This window comes from Arthrobacter sp. Z5-13 (assembly GCF_056499105.1).
The window spans coordinates 1,040,107-1,057,654 of sequence record NZ_CP096460.1 but is presented as its reverse complement, the minus strand read 5'-3'; the positions used below and the strand labels follow the sequence as shown (position 1 = coordinate 1,057,654).

16 protein-coding genes are annotated in these 17,548 nt (G+C 56.7%); 9 read left to right on the top strand and 7 right to left on the bottom strand.

Going from position 1 to position 17,548, the window contains the following annotated elements:
* Positions 1-77: 77 nt before the first annotated feature.
* On the bottom strand, positions 78-1,334 hold the full coding sequence (locus M1E02_RS04980) for a MinD/ParA family ATP-binding protein (protein ID WP_479377047.1): 1,257 nt from the start codon (positions 1,332-1,334) through the stop codon (positions 78-80).
* 149 nt (positions 1,335-1,483) lie between these two features.
* On the opposite strand from M1E02_RS04980, the gene M1E02_RS04975 reads away from it, so the two are divergent.
* Positions 1,484-2,218, top strand: coding sequence for a GAF and ANTAR domain-containing protein (locus M1E02_RS04975; RefSeq protein WP_479377046.1), 735 nt, complete (start codon positions 1,484-1,486; stop codon positions 2,216-2,218).
* A gap of 16 nt (positions 2,219-2,234) precedes the next feature.
* On the opposite strand, the gene M1E02_RS04970 is transcribed toward M1E02_RS04975, so the two are convergent.
* Together M1E02_RS04970 and M1E02_RS04965 are read right to left on the bottom strand one after the other, a co-directional pair.
* Positions 2,235-3,050 (bottom strand): MBL fold metallo-hydrolase, encoded by an 816-nt coding sequence (locus M1E02_RS04970; RefSeq protein WP_479377045.1) that lies wholly within the window; start codon positions 3,048-3,050, stop codon positions 2,235-2,237.
* A gap of 102 nt (positions 3,051-3,152) precedes the next feature.
* Positions 3,153-3,620 (bottom strand): SGNH/GDSL hydrolase family protein, encoded by a 468-nt coding sequence (locus M1E02_RS04965; protein WP_479377044.1) that lies wholly within the window; start codon positions 3,618-3,620, stop codon positions 3,153-3,155.
* Between the two features lie 25 nt (positions 3,621-3,645).
* Here M1E02_RS04965 and M1E02_RS04960 point away from each other — a divergent pair, with 25 nt between their 5' ends.
* Positions 3,646-3,999: a hypothetical protein gene (locus M1E02_RS04960; RefSeq protein WP_479377043.1), complete on the top strand. Its 354-nt coding sequence runs from the start codon at positions 3,646-3,648 to the stop codon at positions 3,997-3,999.
* Between the two features lie 323 nt (positions 4,000-4,322).
* On the top strand, positions 4,323-5,813 hold the full coding sequence (locus M1E02_RS04955; protein WP_479377042.1) for a right-handed parallel beta-helix repeat-containing protein: 1,491 nt from the start codon (positions 4,323-4,325) through the stop codon (positions 5,811-5,813).
* A 90-nt stretch (positions 5,814-5,903) separates the two neighbouring features.
* Here the strand turns inward: M1E02_RS04955 and M1E02_RS04950 are convergent, their stop codons facing one another.
* From M1E02_RS04950 to pdhA, 3 genes are read right to left on the bottom strand one after another with little or no spacing between them, the layout of a single operon-like run.
* A complete protein-coding gene (locus M1E02_RS04950) occupies positions 5,904-7,340 on the bottom strand; it encodes a dihydrolipoamide acetyltransferase family protein (RefSeq protein ID WP_479377041.1) in 1,437 nt (478 codons plus the stop codon).
* Between the two features lie 4 nt (positions 7,341-7,344).
* Complete coding sequence (locus M1E02_RS04945) at positions 7,345-8,460, bottom strand: alpha-ketoacid dehydrogenase subunit beta (RefSeq protein ID WP_479377040.1); 1,116 nt, start codon at positions 8,458-8,460, stop codon at positions 7,345-7,347.
* Positions 8,457-9,701: a pyruvate dehydrogenase (acetyl-transferring) E1 component subunit alpha gene (gene pdhA / locus M1E02_RS04940; protein ID WP_479377039.1), complete on the bottom strand. Its 1,245-nt coding sequence runs from the start codon at positions 9,699-9,701 to the stop codon at positions 8,457-8,459. The genes M1E02_RS04945 and pdhA overlap by 4 nt, the downstream gene beginning before the upstream one ends.
* Positions 9,702-9,860: 159 nt before the next feature.
* Between pdhA and M1E02_RS04935 the strand changes: the two genes are divergently transcribed.
* A complete protein-coding gene (locus M1E02_RS04935; protein WP_479377038.1) occupies positions 9,861-10,325 on the top strand; it encodes an Lrp/AsnC family transcriptional regulator in 465 nt (154 codons plus the stop codon).
* A gap of 62 nt (positions 10,326-10,387) precedes the next feature.
* On the opposite strand, the gene M1E02_RS04930 is transcribed toward M1E02_RS04935, so the two are convergent.
* Positions 10,388-11,032, bottom strand: a complete 645-nt coding sequence (locus tag M1E02_RS04930) for a NeuD/PglB/VioB family sugar acetyltransferase (protein WP_479377037.1) — start codon at positions 11,030-11,032, stop codon at positions 10,388-10,390.
* 422 nt (positions 11,033-11,454) lie between these two features.
* On the opposite strand from M1E02_RS04930, the gene M1E02_RS04925 reads away from it, so the two are divergent.
* The 5 genes from M1E02_RS04925 to wzy all read left to right on the top strand — a co-directional run bounded on the left by M1E02_RS04925 (position 11,455) and on the right by wzy (position 17,479).
* Positions 11,455-11,754, top strand: a complete 300-nt coding sequence (locus M1E02_RS04925) for an acyltransferase (protein ID WP_479377036.1) — start codon at positions 11,455-11,457, stop codon at positions 11,752-11,754.
* Between the two features lie 64 nt (positions 11,755-11,818).
* Positions 11,819-14,215, top strand: a complete 2,397-nt coding sequence (locus M1E02_RS04920) for a glycosyltransferase (RefSeq protein ID WP_479377035.1) — start codon at positions 11,819-11,821, stop codon at positions 14,213-14,215.
* Positions 14,216-14,249: 34 nt separating this feature from the next.
* On the top strand, positions 14,250-14,861 hold the full coding sequence (locus M1E02_RS04915; protein WP_479377034.1) for a sugar transferase: 612 nt from the start codon (positions 14,250-14,252) through the stop codon (positions 14,859-14,861).
* A gap of 88 nt (positions 14,862-14,949) precedes the next feature.
* Positions 14,950-16,071 carry a glycosyltransferase gene (locus M1E02_RS04910; RefSeq protein ID WP_479377033.1) on the top strand — a complete coding sequence of 374 codons (1,122 nt, stop codon included), beginning with the start codon at positions 14,950-14,952 and terminating at the stop codon, positions 16,069-16,071.
* Positions 16,064-17,479: an O-antigen polysaccharide polymerase Wzy gene (gene wzy, locus M1E02_RS04905; protein WP_479377032.1), complete on the top strand. Its 1,416-nt coding sequence runs from the start codon at positions 16,064-16,066 to the stop codon at positions 17,477-17,479. The genes M1E02_RS04910 and wzy overlap by 8 nt, the downstream gene beginning before the upstream one ends.
* Positions 17,480-17,548: the final 69 nt, after the last annotated feature.

Genomic DNA, 17,548 nt, shown 5'->3' with positions numbered 1-17,548 from the left:
CCCGACGAACTCGTCAGGTGGCACAAATTCTCCGCCGCCGCCATTAAGGGGTCAAGATACTGGAACTGCCTCCTTGGCTAGCTGTAACCGTCCACGATCGCGGCAGCGATTTCACGGTAGGCCCGCCGCGTTTCAGGCCGCAGGGACTCAAGGGTGACCAGATCGCCGTCGGCCACTCCCCTGTCGTGGGGAACGGCAATCAGTTGGCGGCAGATGCCCGAAAGGTGCTCCTCGATGGCGTCCTTATCCACACGGTTGGAAACCTCGTCCTTGTCCGTGATCACCACAATGGCGTTGCTGGCGAGATCCTCGTAGCCGTGGTGGGCCAGCCACTGCAGGGTGCTCCGGGCACGCTTGGCGCCGCTGACCGCGTAGCCTGCTGCGATGATCAGGTTGTCTGCCGATTGCAGGATGCCGCTCATGGCATTGTGGGTGACCCCGGTGCCGCAATCGGTCAGGGCGATCGAGTAGTAGCTGGAGATGAGCTTGCGGATGCGCAGGTATTCCTCGGCTGTGAGGGAATCCGAGACTTCCGGATCCTGCTCGCCGGCGATCAGGTGCAACCGCCCTGCATGGTGCATGTAGCGCGAAAGTGCGGTGAGTGAATCGATGGACTCAATGTTCTTGAGCAGATCGGTGATGGTGCGGGGGCTGGCCTGCTGGTAAATACCTTCGCCGAGGGCCCGCTCCACGAGGTCACCCGAATCAGGGTTGGCGTCGATGGCGCAGGGCGGGTCACCCCGGAATTCGGCCAGGGTGAGGCCAACACCCACAGTGGTGGAGGTCTTGCCGATTCCGCCCTTGAGGCTGAGGACTGCGGTATTGTAGCTTCCCTGCAGCTGCCGTGAGATGCGGCGGCCGAGTTCGTCCTCCTCCCGCTGGCGGGCGCTCGGGCCAAGGTTCAGGGCGCCGCCGGTGACACCATAAAGGACGCCGCGGAAGCCGCCGATGGGGCGGGGCTTCTGCTCGCGGACAAAGAGGCCCGGCGAGCTGATGAAGTCCGGCATCGGGGCATCAGCCAGGGCCTCGCGGGCCGCGTTCCGGCTCTTTCCGCGTTTTGGAACAGCCTGGGCAACACGGGACGGGTGGTCATCTACGGATGAATTTGCCGCAATGGAGCCGGCGGGTTCACGCGACGGCGGGCTGGGGATCTCCGTCTCAAGGGTCGCGATGGAGGTGGCTGCGCTGGGTACGGTGGGCATGGTTCCTGTCCCTGCGGCATCGTCGCCATCAGTACGGCGGCGGTCGCGGCGGCGCACCAGGGGCTCTTCCAGGCCTGGTGCGCCATCAGCAGTGCTGTCTTCCAACGATTCGGACATTTCCTGATCTCCCATAACTCGCAAGTTGAGACCTGCGGAGGCCGTAAATACTTCGTCCAGCTAGCAATTCTAGGCGCTCAGCCTGCTGTTCCTGATTTCGCTGCCGGGTAAGCGCGGCCCGTGCTTCTGGTTGTGCACATCGTCGGCGCAATTTACATTGAAGAATGACCACTTCCTCGGAACGTGAGCGCGTTCTTGAACTGCAGGACCTCATCATCAGCAGCGAAAGCGTTGCCGAGTTTCTGGGGCACCTCTCCTCATTCGCTGCCACTACCCTCAGCCGTGAAAGCGGCTCTACTGTGGAAGTGGGCGTCACGCTGAAACGACGACGGCGGACGGACACCGTTGCGGGCAGCAGCCCGCATGCGGTCATGCTGGACAGGATCGAGCAGCAGATGGGCGACGGCCCCTGCATACAAGCACTGCGGGTGAAAAGTACCGTCCTGCTGGGTGATGTCCGCAGCGATCCGCGCTGGCCGGACTACCAGGCCGCGCTGGAGAAAACCGGCTGTTACAGCACTCTGGGCGTACCTTTGGAAATCGGCGAGGACTCCTCGGCTGCCCTGAACTTCTTCGCGGGCGAAACCAACGTGTTCACTGAGGAAGTGGTGCGCGAAGCGGAGGACTTCGCCGACATTGCCGGCCGCGCCCTGCGCCTGGCGGTCCGCCTGGGTTCGGCACAGAACCTGGCCGACGATCTCAAGGCAGCAATGCAGAGCCGCACCTCTATAGACCTGGCATGCGGCGTGATCATGGGCCAGAACCGCTGCTCGCAGGATGAGGCCATGGTCATCCTCGGTAAGGTATCGAGCCACCGCAACCAGAAACTGCGTGTTGTGGCCGAGGAGATGCTGGCCAACATTTCAGGGTCAAAGGTCAGCACACACTTCGACGGCTAGTGCCGTTTTAGTGACCCTAATGGTGTCCCTTGGTCTCCTGGAGCCGCTTGATGAACCAGCGCGACTGTTCCGGGCCATACGGAAGGACAGGGATGGCCTTGGTGGCATCCGAGGGCGTATCCCGAATGGACTGCGTTGCCTGACGCACTGCCGTACTCATAGTGTTGGCCATGGTCTTCACGAACTCGTCGCTGCAGGGACCGCCATGGCCGGGGATGAGGAATTCGTAGCGGTGTCTGAGGGCGGAGATATGGCGAAGGACGTCCGCCCACTCCTCCGGGTACGAGTCTTCGAAGGACGGATGGGAGCCCTGCTCCAGAAGATCGCCCGCGAACAGGGTGGTTGGAGTGCCCACCAGCAGGTCGCCGTCTGTATGCCCCCGGCCTAGCCAGAAGAGGGTTGCCGCCAGTCCGCCCAGGTCGACCAGAACCGGCTGGTCCTTGACGACGGCGTTCGGCACCACCAGTTCAACGTTTTCGCCTTCACCGGCTGCCATCTCCGGTTCGATGGCGGTAACGAACCGGCGTTGGGCGTCGCCGTTTTCCTCAATCTCCACAGCGCAGTTCTCGTGAGCCCAGAACTCCGTAACGCCGGCGTCCGCGAACACCGAGTTGCCGAAAAAGTGATCGTAATGGGCGTGGGTATTCACCACCACGAGGGGCAGTTGGGTCTTTTCGCGGACCGCGTCAAGGATTTCCCGGGCCTGCCGTGGACCACAACCGGTATCGATCACCATGGCCCGTTCCGTACCGACAACCAAGCCAGTGTTCAGCAGTGAACCCTGGGTTGCCAGCACATAGTTTTCCGAGCCAACTTCTTGCCATGGTGACATTACTTCTCCGTACTTCCGGCGCGTACCTGCGTTGTTCAGGCCTCGATTCTACGCGGTGAGGTGAGGGAAGCCCGGGATTGCGGGGTGTGCATGGAACACGCTTCAACCTTTTATGGCCTGACCCAGCGCGGCCCCGATGACCTGCGCTGCTGCCTCCGTGGGGTGAACGCCATCGGTTGTCATGCCCGCGGCAAAGCGGTCACCTTCACGGATCCCTGTCATGGGGTCAACAAAAACCCAGCCACGTGACATCGCGAACTGTTTCAGCTGTTGATTGAATCGGGTGGCTAGTTCCGGCTCGAAATCGATAGGGGGAATGGCGGAGACGAGGACCTTCTCGGCACCCACCTTCTCTGTGACGCGGACAAGGTTTCCAGCGCTCTGCTCGAACGGCACATCGTTGAAGACATCGTTGCTTCCCGCCAAGATGACAAGCACATCGGCCTCCACGGCGCGGGCGTTCTCTGCCATGGCGCCGGAACGAGCGCCGCTAAGGGCCCAGCCTCCGGCGAACGTTGCGCCTGGCCCAACATGTGACACCCACGAACGCGACCCGATCTTACCGGCCAAAAAATCGGTGCTGTTGGCTTCAGTAATGGAATCACCGACGGCAGCGAAAGTAACCGGCTTTGACGTTGGGGCCGGAGCAGGGCTGCTGCCCGGATTCTCGTCGATGGACTGCTGTGGGCTACTGGGAGGTGTTGCACTGGACGTCACTGGTGCCACAGGCGGTGTGGCTGAACAGCCAACCGAGAGAGCAATCGCAGCCAACGCGGCAATCACCAACAAGAAGCGATGGAAAGGCATGGACACCCCAGAGCTAGAGTTCGAGTACCAGCCAAGTCTATTACGTCAAGGTCTGCATACTCATTTTTCATTGAATGCATTTTTTGACCTTTACTTTGCGTCGAATACGCTCAATATATTCTTATTATTTGATCAATTTTGAGTCAAAGGAAACTGTTAATGCCATCCTCACCCAAGTGTCCGTACTTGATAACTACGTATTCGGCAACGCAAGCAAGTATGTGTCACAAATAAGACGCGTAGTCATCACGGTGGTTTGCGCAATTTGAGCGAATTAGTTTCTAAGTACAGCAATTTATGAGTTTGGGAGGCTCAAAGTGTTGACACTTAGAACGGCAGTACCCTGCGTCGCGCGTCTCTGCACTAAAGCGAACAGGTCCTTCTCAGTTCCACGGTCGGGTGCGATCTGCTCTCGATCGACTGAGCACGCCATCGTCAGGCGATCGTACGTCTCGCGGTGCAGCCGTGGCTGACCACGAAGGCAGGCAGGAGTCCAAGCCGGAGGCCGGTATAAAGCGCCGCGGGCTCCTCCGTTTTGGGACCTTAGTAACTGCTCTCACTGGCGCTTCTGCAATTTCAGCTCTTGACGCCAAAAACGCTGGAGCAGCACCAGGGGACAAGAACCCGCCGAATACTTATGTCCCACTTGCGGAAAAAGGTGTCGCGTCAGGCGTTGCGACCCTGGATGTCGAATCCAAGATTCCCCCAGCCCAACTTCCCGACCTCTCCTCTACCTATGGCCCGACAGCAGAAGGATTTACCAGCGCTTTCTCACCGCTATTAGTCGGAAGTCAAAGGGCACTGCGAAACCGTGACCTGTTTGTAGACGCTGTTGCGGAAGGTGCACCTACGGACGGCACCACAGATGCGCAGCCCAGGATTGGCGCAAGCCATAACTTACTGCCCTCTAAAGGGGGGAAAGTGTTTCTCCGTAAGGGCTCCTACCTGATGGGAACAAGGCTGATAGTAACTAGGCCTGGAATGATTTTAGAAGGAGAAGGCGTAGATGCCACTACCCTCTTTCTCAACGCTGCGATGTTCCAGGTGGGGGCCTCGGACGTACTTATCCGAGATATGACAATCAAAGGAAATGGATCCAACGCACGTACGTTATTCCAATTGGTCAACACCGGTAACTTTAGGAACTGGCGGTTCGAAAACGTCAAGTTTGACGGGGTGAGTACGGTGCCGGGAAGGATTGGGGCAAAGACAGCGGACGGAACAATATTGTCTCTGACATCTGGTCTCGACGCATTCGTGGAATTTGCGGGTTGCGAATGGACTGCCTATACAGAAGACGCCAGCTTTCATGCTAGAGGTACCAGGCACGTGACTTTGGATAGATGCTGGTTCCATGATGCGGGTACTGACATAACCAAGGGTGATCTAATAAAATTCTCGGCTGGCGCAGAGTACTGGAAAGTCCTACATTGTCGTCTAAACAACGGATCACGAGATGCAATAGACGCTTTCGATGCGCAACGCGGTCTAATAGACGGATGCACCATCTTAGATATGGGTGTGCACGGTATAGAACTAAAGGTTTCCTCGAACGGTGCGTTGAACCCGTCCGACCGCATCATTGTAACGAACAATCACTTGGTGAACATGGGTACCGCCACGCCTTCGCCCTCCATGCAGCTGGCCACGTCGGCAGTGATCGCTACGGGCAATGTTATTGAGGGCGGTTCTTCTTATGGCATGCGGTCAGGTAAAACGAATGACGGTTTGATCAATACCCAGAACATCATCTGGGCCAACAACTATGTTCGAGGTGCCGCCCGGCATGGCTTTCTGTTGAACGGTGTTGACGGCGCCATTGTCCGGGACAACGTTGCCGTTGGGTGTGGTGGCTCCGGTTTTTACATTCCGCGAAGCTCAGTCAACTCGTTAGTGATAGGTGGACCGACGGAGAACCTTTCACGTGGCAACACCTCTGCCGACGTCTGGGCCTGACAACTGAGCAAGCGTTGGTTGATCCGGAGGCGCGCCAGTTAGGTTGTTGAGCACGCTGGCAAATTTTATCGGCCGCGGTAAGGGCTCAGCTCACAGATCAGCCAGCACAGCCCCTGGGTTCTCCATTCCGTCCGCAACATAACGCAGAAAGCCGGCTGCCGTTCCCCCGTCACACACTCGGTGGTCGAAAGTCAGTGTCAGTTCGGTTACCTTGCGGACCGCCAGCTGCCCGTTCAGCACCCAGGGCTTGTCGACGATCCGCCCGATGCCGAGGATTGCCACTTCCGGATGATTGATGATCGCAGCCGAGCCGTCCACACCGAATACTCCGTAGTTGTTGAGCGTGAACGTGCCGCTCCCCAGCTCAGAAGGGGTTGCCTTACCCTCGCGCGCAACTGCGGTAAGTCTGCGAATTTCCTCATCAAGTCCCCGGGCAGTTCGTTTATCAGCGTTTCGAATCGAGGGAACCATGAGACCCCGGTCGGTCTGGGCCGCGAAGCCGAGGTTGACTCCGTCAAAGGCCACAATCTCCTGAGACTGACCGCCTTGGCCGTCCCCGGCCGAAACGATGCGCGAGTTCAGCTCCGGGTATTTCTTTAACCCGGCTGTGACAAATCGGGCAATGAAGGCGAGAATGCCTGGGGTGTTTTGAGGGTCTGCCTTCTTCATGGAAGCCCTCATCTCCACCAAAGCCGTAGCGTCCACATCTACCCAGACCGTCGCTTCGGGGATCTCCGAACGGCTTCGTGACATATTGGCAGCCGTTGCTTTGCGGACCCCACGGATCGGCGTCCGGCCGACGATACTGAGACCGCTGCGAGAATCGATCTCCAACTGGCTCTCGGAAGGGCGGGCAACGCCGGCAGCTCCAACAGAATGTGTCTCCTCAAGTTCCGCAGATTCCTGCTCCGGCCTTGGTGAAATGGCAGCCTCCACGTCCCGGCGCATGATTAGGCCGCTCTCCCCCGAGCCATGCAGTTCACCCAAGTCCACGCCGTGCTCCCGAGCCATTCGGCGGACCAGCGGCGAGATGACTGCTCCGAGTTTCCCCGGTACCCGCGTCCGAAGAAGCGAGAGGTCACCCACATCAGCCGCTGGAGTCGATGATTCCGGCTCCACCAAGGAGAGTGAAGCTGCCCCCTTTCGTGCCCGTGTACGACGTGCGGTGCCAGCACCGCCAGGGGTTCCGTATCCGATGAGGACGTTCCCCGAGCCGGCCTTCTCCTCTTCGCGATAGGTCTCCGCCGCTTCCTCAACCGGAGTCTGGGCTGGCTCAAGGGCTGGGCCTGTGCTGACAGAGATCAGTGGCTTACCAACGTCCAGTGTCTGGCCCGGCTCACCATGCAACTCCGCGACGGTGCCCGCGAACGGCGAGGGCACCTCCACCATGGACTTGGCGGTTTCCACTTCAGCTATCGGCTGGTCCACCTGGATCTCGTCGCCGACTGCTACGAGCCAGTTCACAAGTTCGGCCTCCGTGAGGCCTTCGCCGAGGTCCGGCAGGAGGAATACTTTCGTTTCGCTCATAGGTTCAGTCTTCCCACTGGAGGTCGTCAACGGCGTCAAGGATGCGGTCCACGCCAGGCAAGTAGTAATGCTCCAGCTTGGGAGCGGGATAGGGGATATCGAATCCGGTGACACGCCGAATGGGTGCGGCCAGGTAATGGAAGCAGCGCTCCTGCACCCTGGCCACTATCTCCGATGACACCGAGGCGAAGCCATGCGCCTCCGCGATCACGACGGCCCGGCCCGTCTTGCGGACAGATGCGCTCACAGTTTCGTCATCGAAGGGAACTATCGAGCGGACGTCAATGACTTCCAGGGAGCGTCCTTCTTCGGCGGCCGCGGCAGCAGCGGCCAGAGCGGTTGGAACGGTGGGGCCGTAGGCGATCAGCGTTGCATCCGTGCCGGCACGGGCGACGGCGGCGCGCCCTTCGGAAGAAGTTCCGCCGTCGAGGTTTGCCTGATGTTCTGTGCGGAGGGCGTCCAGGTCAACCATGTCCTTGGACCAGTACAGCTTCTTGGGTTCCATGAAAATCACCGGATCATCAGAGTCGATGGCCTCGCGCAACATCCGGTAACTATCCGCAACCGTGGCCGGCGTGAAGACTTTCAGACCGGCTGTGTGCGCGTAGTAGGACTCAGAAGAATCGCAGTGGTGCTCCACGCCCCCGATGCCACCCGCATATGGGACGCGAATAACAATGGGCAGCTTCACGGCACCCTTGGTGCGGTTGTGCATCTTGGCGACGTGGCTGACGATCTGCTCGAAGGCCGGGTAGGCGAAGGCGTCGAACTGCATTTCGATCACGGGGCGCATGCCATTAATGGCCATACCGACTGCCATCCCAACGATGCCCGACTCCGCCAGAGGAGTGTCGAAGCAGCGCTGCTCACCGAAGGTTTTTGTGAGGCCATCCGTAATTCGGAAGACGCCGCCCAGCATTCCTACGTCTTCACCGAAAACAAGGACGGAAGAATCAGCGTGCATTGCATCGGCCATAGCGGTATTAAGCGCCTTGGCCATTGTGATGGCTTGCGGGCCGCCGGACTCCTCAGCGGACGCTGCAGCCTTCGCGGCTGCTCGCGCCGTGGCAGCGCTGACATTGCCGTTGACCTCTGACGAGGTGGTGACTGATGGGCTCATCGTTCGGCCTCTTCTGTACTGGCATCTGCTGCTGCTTCGCGGGCAAGCTCGTCTGCGAGCATTGCTGACTGGTCTTTCAGCTGTGGTGTGGGTTTTGAGAAGACGTGGCGGAAGAGTTCCTGCGGATCCACCGGAGCGTCTTGGCCCAATCCTTCGCGGAGTTGGGCCGCCACTGTCTCAGCCTTCCCGGAGATCCGGGCCTCCGCAGCTTCGTCCAACAGCCCCCGTTCGGTCAGATAAACCTGCATCCGCTTCAGTGGATCCCTGGCAGCCCATTGGGCAACCTCGCTGTCCTGGCGGTAGCGGGTGGCGTCATCGGCGTTGGTATGGGCCTGCATCCTGTAGGTGTGAGCCTCGACCAATAGGGGGCCGGAACCGCCGCGAGCGAGGCTGACTGCCCTGTCCAGCACCGCCAGAAGCGCGACGACGTCGTTGCCATCCACACGCTCACCGGCCATTCCATAGCCCACTGCTTTGTGAGCCAGGGATGGCGCCACAGACTGATGGGCAAGAGGCACCGAAATTGCGTACTGGTTGTTCTGGACGAAGAACACCACGGGCAGGTGGAAAACGGCCGCGAAGTTCAAGGCCTCGTGGAAGTCACCTTCACTCGTGGCTCCGTCACCGCACATTGCCAGTACAACGGTGTCTTCGCCACGGAGCTTGGCGGCATGGGCAACCCCGACGGCGTGAAGCAGTTGAGTGGTCAGCGGCGTGCACTGAGGACCGACCTTGTGCTCGGTGGGGTCGTAGCCGCTGTGCCAGTCGCCCCGGAACAGTGTCATGGTCTGGACGGGATCCACTCCCCTGGCCATCACCGCGACGGAATCGCGGTAGGTGGGAAAGATCCAGTCGCCCTCTGACAGGCAAAGAGCGGCAGCCACCTGGCACGCTTCCTGGCCGTGGCTGGAGGGATAAACCGCCATCCGACCTTGGCGGACCAGCGCCGAGTTTTGGTCATTGACCCTGCGGCCTACCACCAACTGCTCGTAGGCGGCGAGCAGCTCCGCGTCGCCGGGCAGCGGGTACTCGTGGCCCGGCTGGGTGCCCTGCTCACTGTGGTGTATCAGAGCACCGTCCTGGTCCACCATCTGAATGGGGTGCCGGGCGGGCAGCATGTAGTCCTCAACGGTGATGCCGAACTTGCGCACAGCCTCGGTCACTGCATCCTGGCCGGTTTGTCCGGGCTGGCTCTCTGGCCCTGCCGGCTGTGCGGCGGCGTGGTCTGCGGAGATCGTCATTGGTCAGTCCTTCTATAGCCACTATTCATTCCCAGTATCGTCCTCAAGGCTGTTTCGTATCCAGCCTCACAGGGAATCATGGAAAAGCGAGGCTGCATGACCTACTCTGAAAGACAAAACGTAAGTGTGAGCTGGATTACGGGTAGGGGTTGTAGACAAATGGCCGAGAGTGGCGCTGACCGCGGCGAAGTCCGCTTGGACGACGTGGACCGTGACATCATTGCCGAGTTGACGCGCGACGGCCGGATGTCCGTGACACAGGTAGCGGAGAACGTCCACATCTCGCGGGCGCATGCCTACACACGCATCGCGCGACTCACAAGCGAAGGCGTGCTGACTAAGTTCACAGCCCTGGTGGACCCTATTAAGGCCGGCCTCAGATCCTCCGCCTACGTCACGCTCAAAGTCAGCCAACACTCGTGGCGGGAGCTCCGCGAGCAACTCCGCACCATTCCTGAAATTCACCACATTGCCCTGGTGGGCGGGGACTTCGACGTGATTCTCCTGGTCAGGGCGGTGGACAACGTCGATTTACGCCGGGTGATCTTCGACCAGTTGCAGTCAATGCCTGGCGTGCTGGACACACAGACATTCCTGGTGTTTGAGGATCTGGATACGCGGTAGGCACTAGGCAACGTCAATTTCACTAGGCCATTCGTTTACATCGCCTCTGTTATGGATGGCTCTTAGCGGGCCGGGATCCCTTTGACAATACAATCCGATTTAACGCTGCGAGTAACACAAGCCGCAGCACCTACCGTGCTTCTTGCTCCGACTCTAAGACCTTGAAGAATAACCGCCCCGGCACCAACCAACACTTCCTCCTCACAGAGAACATCGCCGGAGATTATCGAACCCGGATTTACGGAAACAAAATCCCTCAAAACGGAGTCGTGGCCTACGGTGGCATTCGGGTTAATCTGCACGTGCCTGCCCATGCGCACATTCGTCGATATCTGCGCTCCCGAACAGATGATGGAACCTGCGCCAACCATGCTTAGGGAACCAATCGTCGCGGACGGATGAATCGCCAGGCCCGGCGTATTGTTCACATCACTAAATCGGGCGCTTATCAATCTTCTGGCCGCGGGGTTACCCACTCCCACTAGGTAGCAAGTCTCAAGACCCCTAGCTAGCCAATGACTCTCGTCGCCCAGATATTGGATGCCGCTGCGACTCAACCGGTCAAGATTTGCGCTGCTTGGGCTCGAATCAACGACGCCTAAGATGTCGTATCTCGGGCCAGACCCAGCGGCATTCTGCGCCAAAACTACATCCAGGGTTTCACGACCGAAGCCCCCAGCACCGATTATCACAAGCGGAAGTGTCATGGTTACCCACTATCGTATACAGACCTACTTGCCAAAGCTGTGGGCCTTTTCACTGTCTGTCAGCACAGCGAGATGCCGTGCCCGCAGTGTCCCGCCCCAATTCTAGCCATAACGAAATCGAAGAAGAGCGGCTAGTCTTTGGAGCAAGTAGACAAGAATTACCCAAGTCGTGGCCGGCAACTAGACGAAGGCGAAAAATGTCCATATTCAAAGCGCTTGTCCGCAGAAGTCGTATATCCTTGCAACCATTCACTAAGGTCTTGTCGAGGCGGCAAGAAAGCTAGGGGTAACTGTGGGCGAAAACTGCAGGTTCATATCTACGCCGCGCGCCACTTTTGGCTCTGAACCCTATTTAGTCAATACAGGGGAACATGTCACCATAACCGCGCGTTCGATTCCTGACGCACGATGGAGGAGTCTGGGTGTTCCGGAAAGAATCACCTGAGCTAGATATAATAAAGCCGGTATCCGTCGGTTACAACGTCTTCATTGGACTAAATTCCACAATACTTCCGGGCGTTACTATTCGGGCCAACGTGGTTGTAGCAGCAGCCAGTGTCGTGACGCGCGACATACCTGGTGATTCGGTCTGGGGAGGGGCTCCTGCAAAGCTCATAAAAGCCTTGGACGACCACAGGAGTGCTGTCCAACACGAAGCGATACTTACCAAGGGTCTGTCTCCTGTTGAGCAGCAGAAATGTCTGCTGAGTCGTTTCACCTAATCCGCCAGCAATCGGATGCCCTAACCGCCTGTGAGAGTCCGATCGATACCCGTTATGAGCGAGAATGATGAAGCAGATTGCCAATTCACCGTCTAAGAACCCCTTACGCATAACGCTTGTCCTAAAGACAAATGAAGGCGGTCTCTGGATACTTCCCCACATCCAAGAGATGCTCCTACGCGGCCATTCAGTGTCGGTCATCCTTCCACCGGGAGACGGCCGCTTGACTCGATCCCTCCGCAAAACAAACGTGAGAATCGTTCCATCCAGTTTTGAATTCAAGTTCTCACCTCGACCTAGTACCCTTCGGTGCCTCCTCCGACTTCGAAAGCAGATCAAGGAGACCAACCCGGATGTGCTGCACTATCACCTTTATGCATCTGCTTTGGCTACACGCTTGGCTGCAATCGGGTTAGGAATCCCGTCGGTGCATATGGTCGCAGGACCGCTCTATCTTGATTCTGGGATCATTCGTTTTGCAGAACGTTTTCTTGTGAAACGAGACACGATGCTAGTCGCTGGCAGCAGGAACACAGCAGATAGATATCTTGCACTCGGTTTACAACCTTCGAGGCTGGACGTCGTACCTTATGGGGTGGACGTCGAAACCTTCCGGTTACCGACTTTTCAAGAGAAGCTCGCGGCTCGTGATGAGCTCGATCTGTGTCAGGACATGTTCGTCGCCGTCATTGTTGCTTACGTGTATGGACCGAAGAAATTGGTTCATGTTCATTCCGGAATAAAAGGGCACGACATTCTTTTAGCTGCTTGGCAGAGATTTGCGATTAACAAAAAGGATGTAAAGCTACTATTGGTGGGAAATGGTTTCGACCGCGAGGGCGAATTACACCGGCAGCAACTCATTGACAGGTACGTGACTCGATCCACGGACGTCAGCTGGACAGATAGTGTTGAGGACGTTCGGCCGTACTACTGGGCCAGTAATGTGAGTGTCAGCCCATCGCTATCCGAGAATCATGGAGCAGCCCTTGAAGCCGGAGCAAGCGGCGTAACACGCATTGTGAGCGATGCTGGCGGACTGCCTGAGACAACTGACCAATCGTCCGGCTGGGTTGTCCCCCGCGGAGATGAAGAAGCCCTTTTTCAGTCGCTCGAAGAAGCCTACAGGGAGCACCGTGACGGCGCCCTGGAAAACAAGGGGATCATTAGCCGTCAACAGACAGCTCAATCCTTCGATGCCAAAACCAGCGCCACGAGAATCGTCGACATCCTCGAGAGCGTTATCCGAAGCCAGAGAGCACCGAAAACCGTAACCCTGGTCAGCGAAGCCAGGCTCGGAATGGACAGAACTGGACAGGTCGCTGCCCTCGATGCCGCTAGTGCCGCGGCGGCTTGGGAACGCTACTCATCCCGGATCGAAGGCTTCAGGCTAGCTGCCCGGACCTCGCCCGTTCCTGGCTCCGGACGAGTAGCTCTGGGATCAGTGGAACTGGAGCGGCTACCCTATTACGTAGGTCTCGTTCAGCTGCTGCGAACAACGCCTGCACTCGTAATTCGACTGTGGAAAGTTGTACGTGGGTCACGGGTACTCATTGCCAGACTGCCGGGTCCTCTCGGTTTCATCACCGTCATCTTGGCGAGGATTCTATCGAAACCAGTTTTCGTGGAAGTGGTCGGTGATCCGGAAACTGTTATTCGCCATCATTCATCGCGCCCGGTGCGGGCGTTAGCGAAGACTGCAGGCTTTCTCATGCGCTATTGTGTTCGCACTGCTGACGGCACTCGATTTGTGACCCATAAGACACTTCAATCGCTCTATCCTCCCAGACCAGGCAACCCTTCTCTGAACATGAGCAATGTTCAACTTCATGATGATGACTTTTGTTCAAAGTACATCCCTAGCCGGGCGCTTCCATGGGCTTTGACATGCATCGGGACACAAGAGACGAACTACAAGGGTCACGATATTGCCTTGGAAGCAATGGTTCTTTTGAGGCAACGTGGTTATGACTGCAGCATGGTGCTGATTGGCAATGGAGCCCTGCATTCAGACCTCCTGCATCTGGCACGCAAATTGAAAGTCACTAATTTCGTGACTTTTATTGACAGCTATAGCTCCAAAAAAGAACTCTGGAAGTTTCTGGATGCAACTGACATCTTCCTCCACCCCTCCCGGTCAGAAGGACTTCCCCGGGTAGTCATTGAAGCAATGGCTCGCTCTCGTCCGGTCATTGCCACAAGAGTCGGTGGACTACCAGAGTTGCTGCATGACAGGCATCTTGTGGAACCCGGGAACGCTTCGATGCTGGCCGATTGCATTCAACGCATGCTCGACAATCCCCAGGAGGCGGACACAGCCGCACGAACCAACTACGTTGTCGCCAAAAGATACCACTACGACGAACTGGAAAAGGTTTTTGATGAGTGGTGCAACATCGTAGCCCGCCATGCACATAAGCAAAGCCAAGTCGATGACGTTTCACAACAACAAAACGAATGAATCAGCGGATGCGAGCGAGAAACTGATAATGCGCATGACCACTTTGAACACTTATGCCGTTACCAAACGATTGTTGGACGTAACGGTGGCACTGGTCACCTACGTTGTTGCCCTGCCAGTTCAGGCAATTGTCGCAATACTAATTCTTCTCAATCTGGGTAGACCGGTAATTTTCAGGCAAGCTAGGCCGGGTTTGAATGGTGAAATCTTCATACTGTTGAAGTTCCGAACAATGAAAAACACTGCTAATAATGCGTCCGATGACGAGCGCCTAACGCGTCTTGGATCATTTCTTCGTTCAACAAGCCTAGATGAGATCCCAACTCTTATTAATGTCATTAGAGGGGAAATGAGCCTGGTAGGACCACGTCCCCTCTTGCCTGGATACCTGAGTTTATATTCGCCACAACAAGCGAGGCGTCACCACGTCAAGCCCGGCATCACCGGACTCGCACAAATCCATGGGCGAAACCTGCTCACTTGGGATGAGAAATTTCGCTTGGACGTTCTTTACGTTGAGCAGAGATCCATGAAGCTGGACATCTACATCCTTTGGAAGACGCTCTGGACAGTCCTCCGACGCAGCGGCATTTCGTCTCCAGGGCATGTAACTACACCAGAATTTGAAGGACGACGTGATCTATGAATCATCACCCTCATGAGAGTCCAGGGATGACGGCGATATTGTGGAAGACGGGCATCCCCGACTTAGGAACCGAGAAAGCAGAAGCAACATGACATCGCCGGTGGTCAGCAGTCGTGAGAGACGGGACAGTGGCGTTGCCCATATATTCAATCGCATGGATCCGGGTGGCGCCGAGCTTCGCACTGTTGAGCTAGTGAGTGAAACCCGGGCCACATTTCATTTCTATGGCATCGCCGGCGGGCAGGGGCAACTCGATGAGGGCCTCATCCGGCAGGGCCATACCGTCATCAATGAACGGCTGCGCTTGAAATCCATATTGGTTTACTACAGATTCTTCCGTTCGGGGAGATATGTTGCTATTCATTCTCATCTAGGCTCAGCGTCGGGCGTTATAATGCTTCTGGCTCTCATAGCCGGTGTGCCCCGCCGAATCGTACATTTCCGTAGCGATGGAATAGGTGGTAGCCGACGTCTTTCTAAAATTGTATATTTGTGGGTTTCTAGAATCCTAATTCAGCTCGTTGCTACAGATCTTCTTGGTGTATCACCTGGTGCACTTGAGAATGGGTGGAAAGCAACATGGGGCCGTGACCCGCGTTGTAAAGTGATTCCCAACGGATACGACAGCCAGAAGATGAGAAAGCAAACCTCGTTAGCTCTATCTACTACCCCTAACGAGCACGCGCCTCTGCGCATAATCAACGTCGGAAGACGGCTTCCAGAGAAAAACAGGTTGCGGTCGATTGAAATCTGGCAAGAGTTTGCCAAATCCTGTGATGCCACCTTGATACTGGTCGGCGATTTGTCCGAGGATGAGGAACGCTTGTGTGGCGAACTAGTCAGCGAATCCAAAACGCGCTCCACAATAGACATCGTCGGTTTTACTTCGCGTCCTTTGGACCACATCTACTCCGCGGACGTGCTGCTTGTAACTTCGATAAGGGAAGGACTTCCTGGCGTGGTACTGGAGGCTTTGGCCCTTGGCGTCCCAGTAGTGGCCAATGATCTTCCGGGGACCCGCTGGATACAACAGCAGGTAAGTGGCATGCAGATCTGCAGTGTTAGTGAACCAAACCAGTCTTGGATTCGTGCCATTCATTCAGCGGCATCAACAAATAGGGAGGCTATCCGCTCCTCATTCGATGCGAGTCCCTTCCAGCTGAAGAAAATCGTCCCACAATTTATGGAGGTGTGGGGTCTGGATGGCTGATGCGCTGGTGGCTAACCGAAGTCGGAGCCGGCTGGAAGTTTTCGGAATTGTGTGGTTTTTGGTAGCACTATTTATCGTATTCCAGACACTTGAACTTCACCCCCCTCTGTTATGGCTGGCCCTCGAAGCCATGGGTTTGGTCGCAGCGGGTGTAGCAACGCTCAGCAGTTCGTTTGTTCGAGGTTTCTGGTCCCCGGTAGTCCTCTTCCTGCTTATAGTCGGGATCTTCCACGTCGGACTCGCCCCATTTGCCATCTTCGACTGGGATCCACTCTTTATCCGTGCTGATGACTACACCTGGTTTTACGGTGAGGTGGGAAGACAAGCATTCTCGGCCGTAAATCTCTTCATGGCCAGTTTTATATTTGCCGCCATTGTTGTCGCAATGGTAACGAATAAATCGTCCTCCCTCACGGAGCTGGCTCCAAGCACTAATCTAGAGGAGCGAAGAACGGTCCTAGCGAAATTCGGCGCGCTAGCGCTAATAGGGGGCGTTTTCTATTGGTTCTATCTAACATATAACGCCGGTGGAGTCGGCATATTTTTCGGTTCTTATATTTCCTTTCTTTCTATCACTGCGAACACAAACCTTCCTGTTACGTACATGGTGATTGGCCTGGGCTTGGGGCTAGCTGCGCTTGGCCATGACTTACGTCTCGTGCAAATCTCTCTTGTCGCGTTCGCGGCTTACGCTTTCATTGCCTTTTTTCTCGGTCTAAGGGGTGAAGTCCTCTTCCCTACTGCTGTAGCCGCGTCCGTCCTCGCGTACAGGGTGCGAATGCCGCGCGGAGGATGGATTTTCGCAGCCTGCGCCCTTGCGTTGTCACTTATCAATGGGGCCAAGAACATTCGCGAGAAGGGTATTTCAGGTGGCCTAGTAGACCTCACAGCTTTTAGCCCTCTTGAGGCCTTGGCCGAAATGGGATCATCTATAAGGGTCGTCGCCCAGGTCATCATCTGGCACGATCATCAAGGCGACAATTACCGTCTGGGAGACACCTACACAGTAGCTCCTGCCAGACTATTCGAGGGTCTCTTCTCTCCATCGGGCAGTATGCCTGCTGGAGCGGACTTCCGACTGATGAACTCTGAAATAGGGTCAAGGTCTGGGGCAATCGGCGGTTCGGTGATTGCAGAATCATTCCACAACTTTGGGATTATCGGTGTCGTACTCATTGCTTTATGTTTGGGTGTTCTTTTCGGCTACTTTTCGCAGCGATCGTTTACTGTTCCTGTTGCGATAATTTACGTCTGTGTTGCGGTTCCACTCTTCACCCACATCCGCAACTCATTCGTCCCAGTGCTCCCTTTCATCGTCATCAGCGGACTGGTGGTTGGATGCGTCTATTTTTTCAGCCGCAGGACGCCCACCCTCCAGATCCAGCAACCAGAGCGATCAGTCCCATGAGAGGTTTCGGTTTTCTTTCGGGGCCCACATCGAGGGTGGCTCGGTGGACCGTGGTCGCTGTTGCGGCCT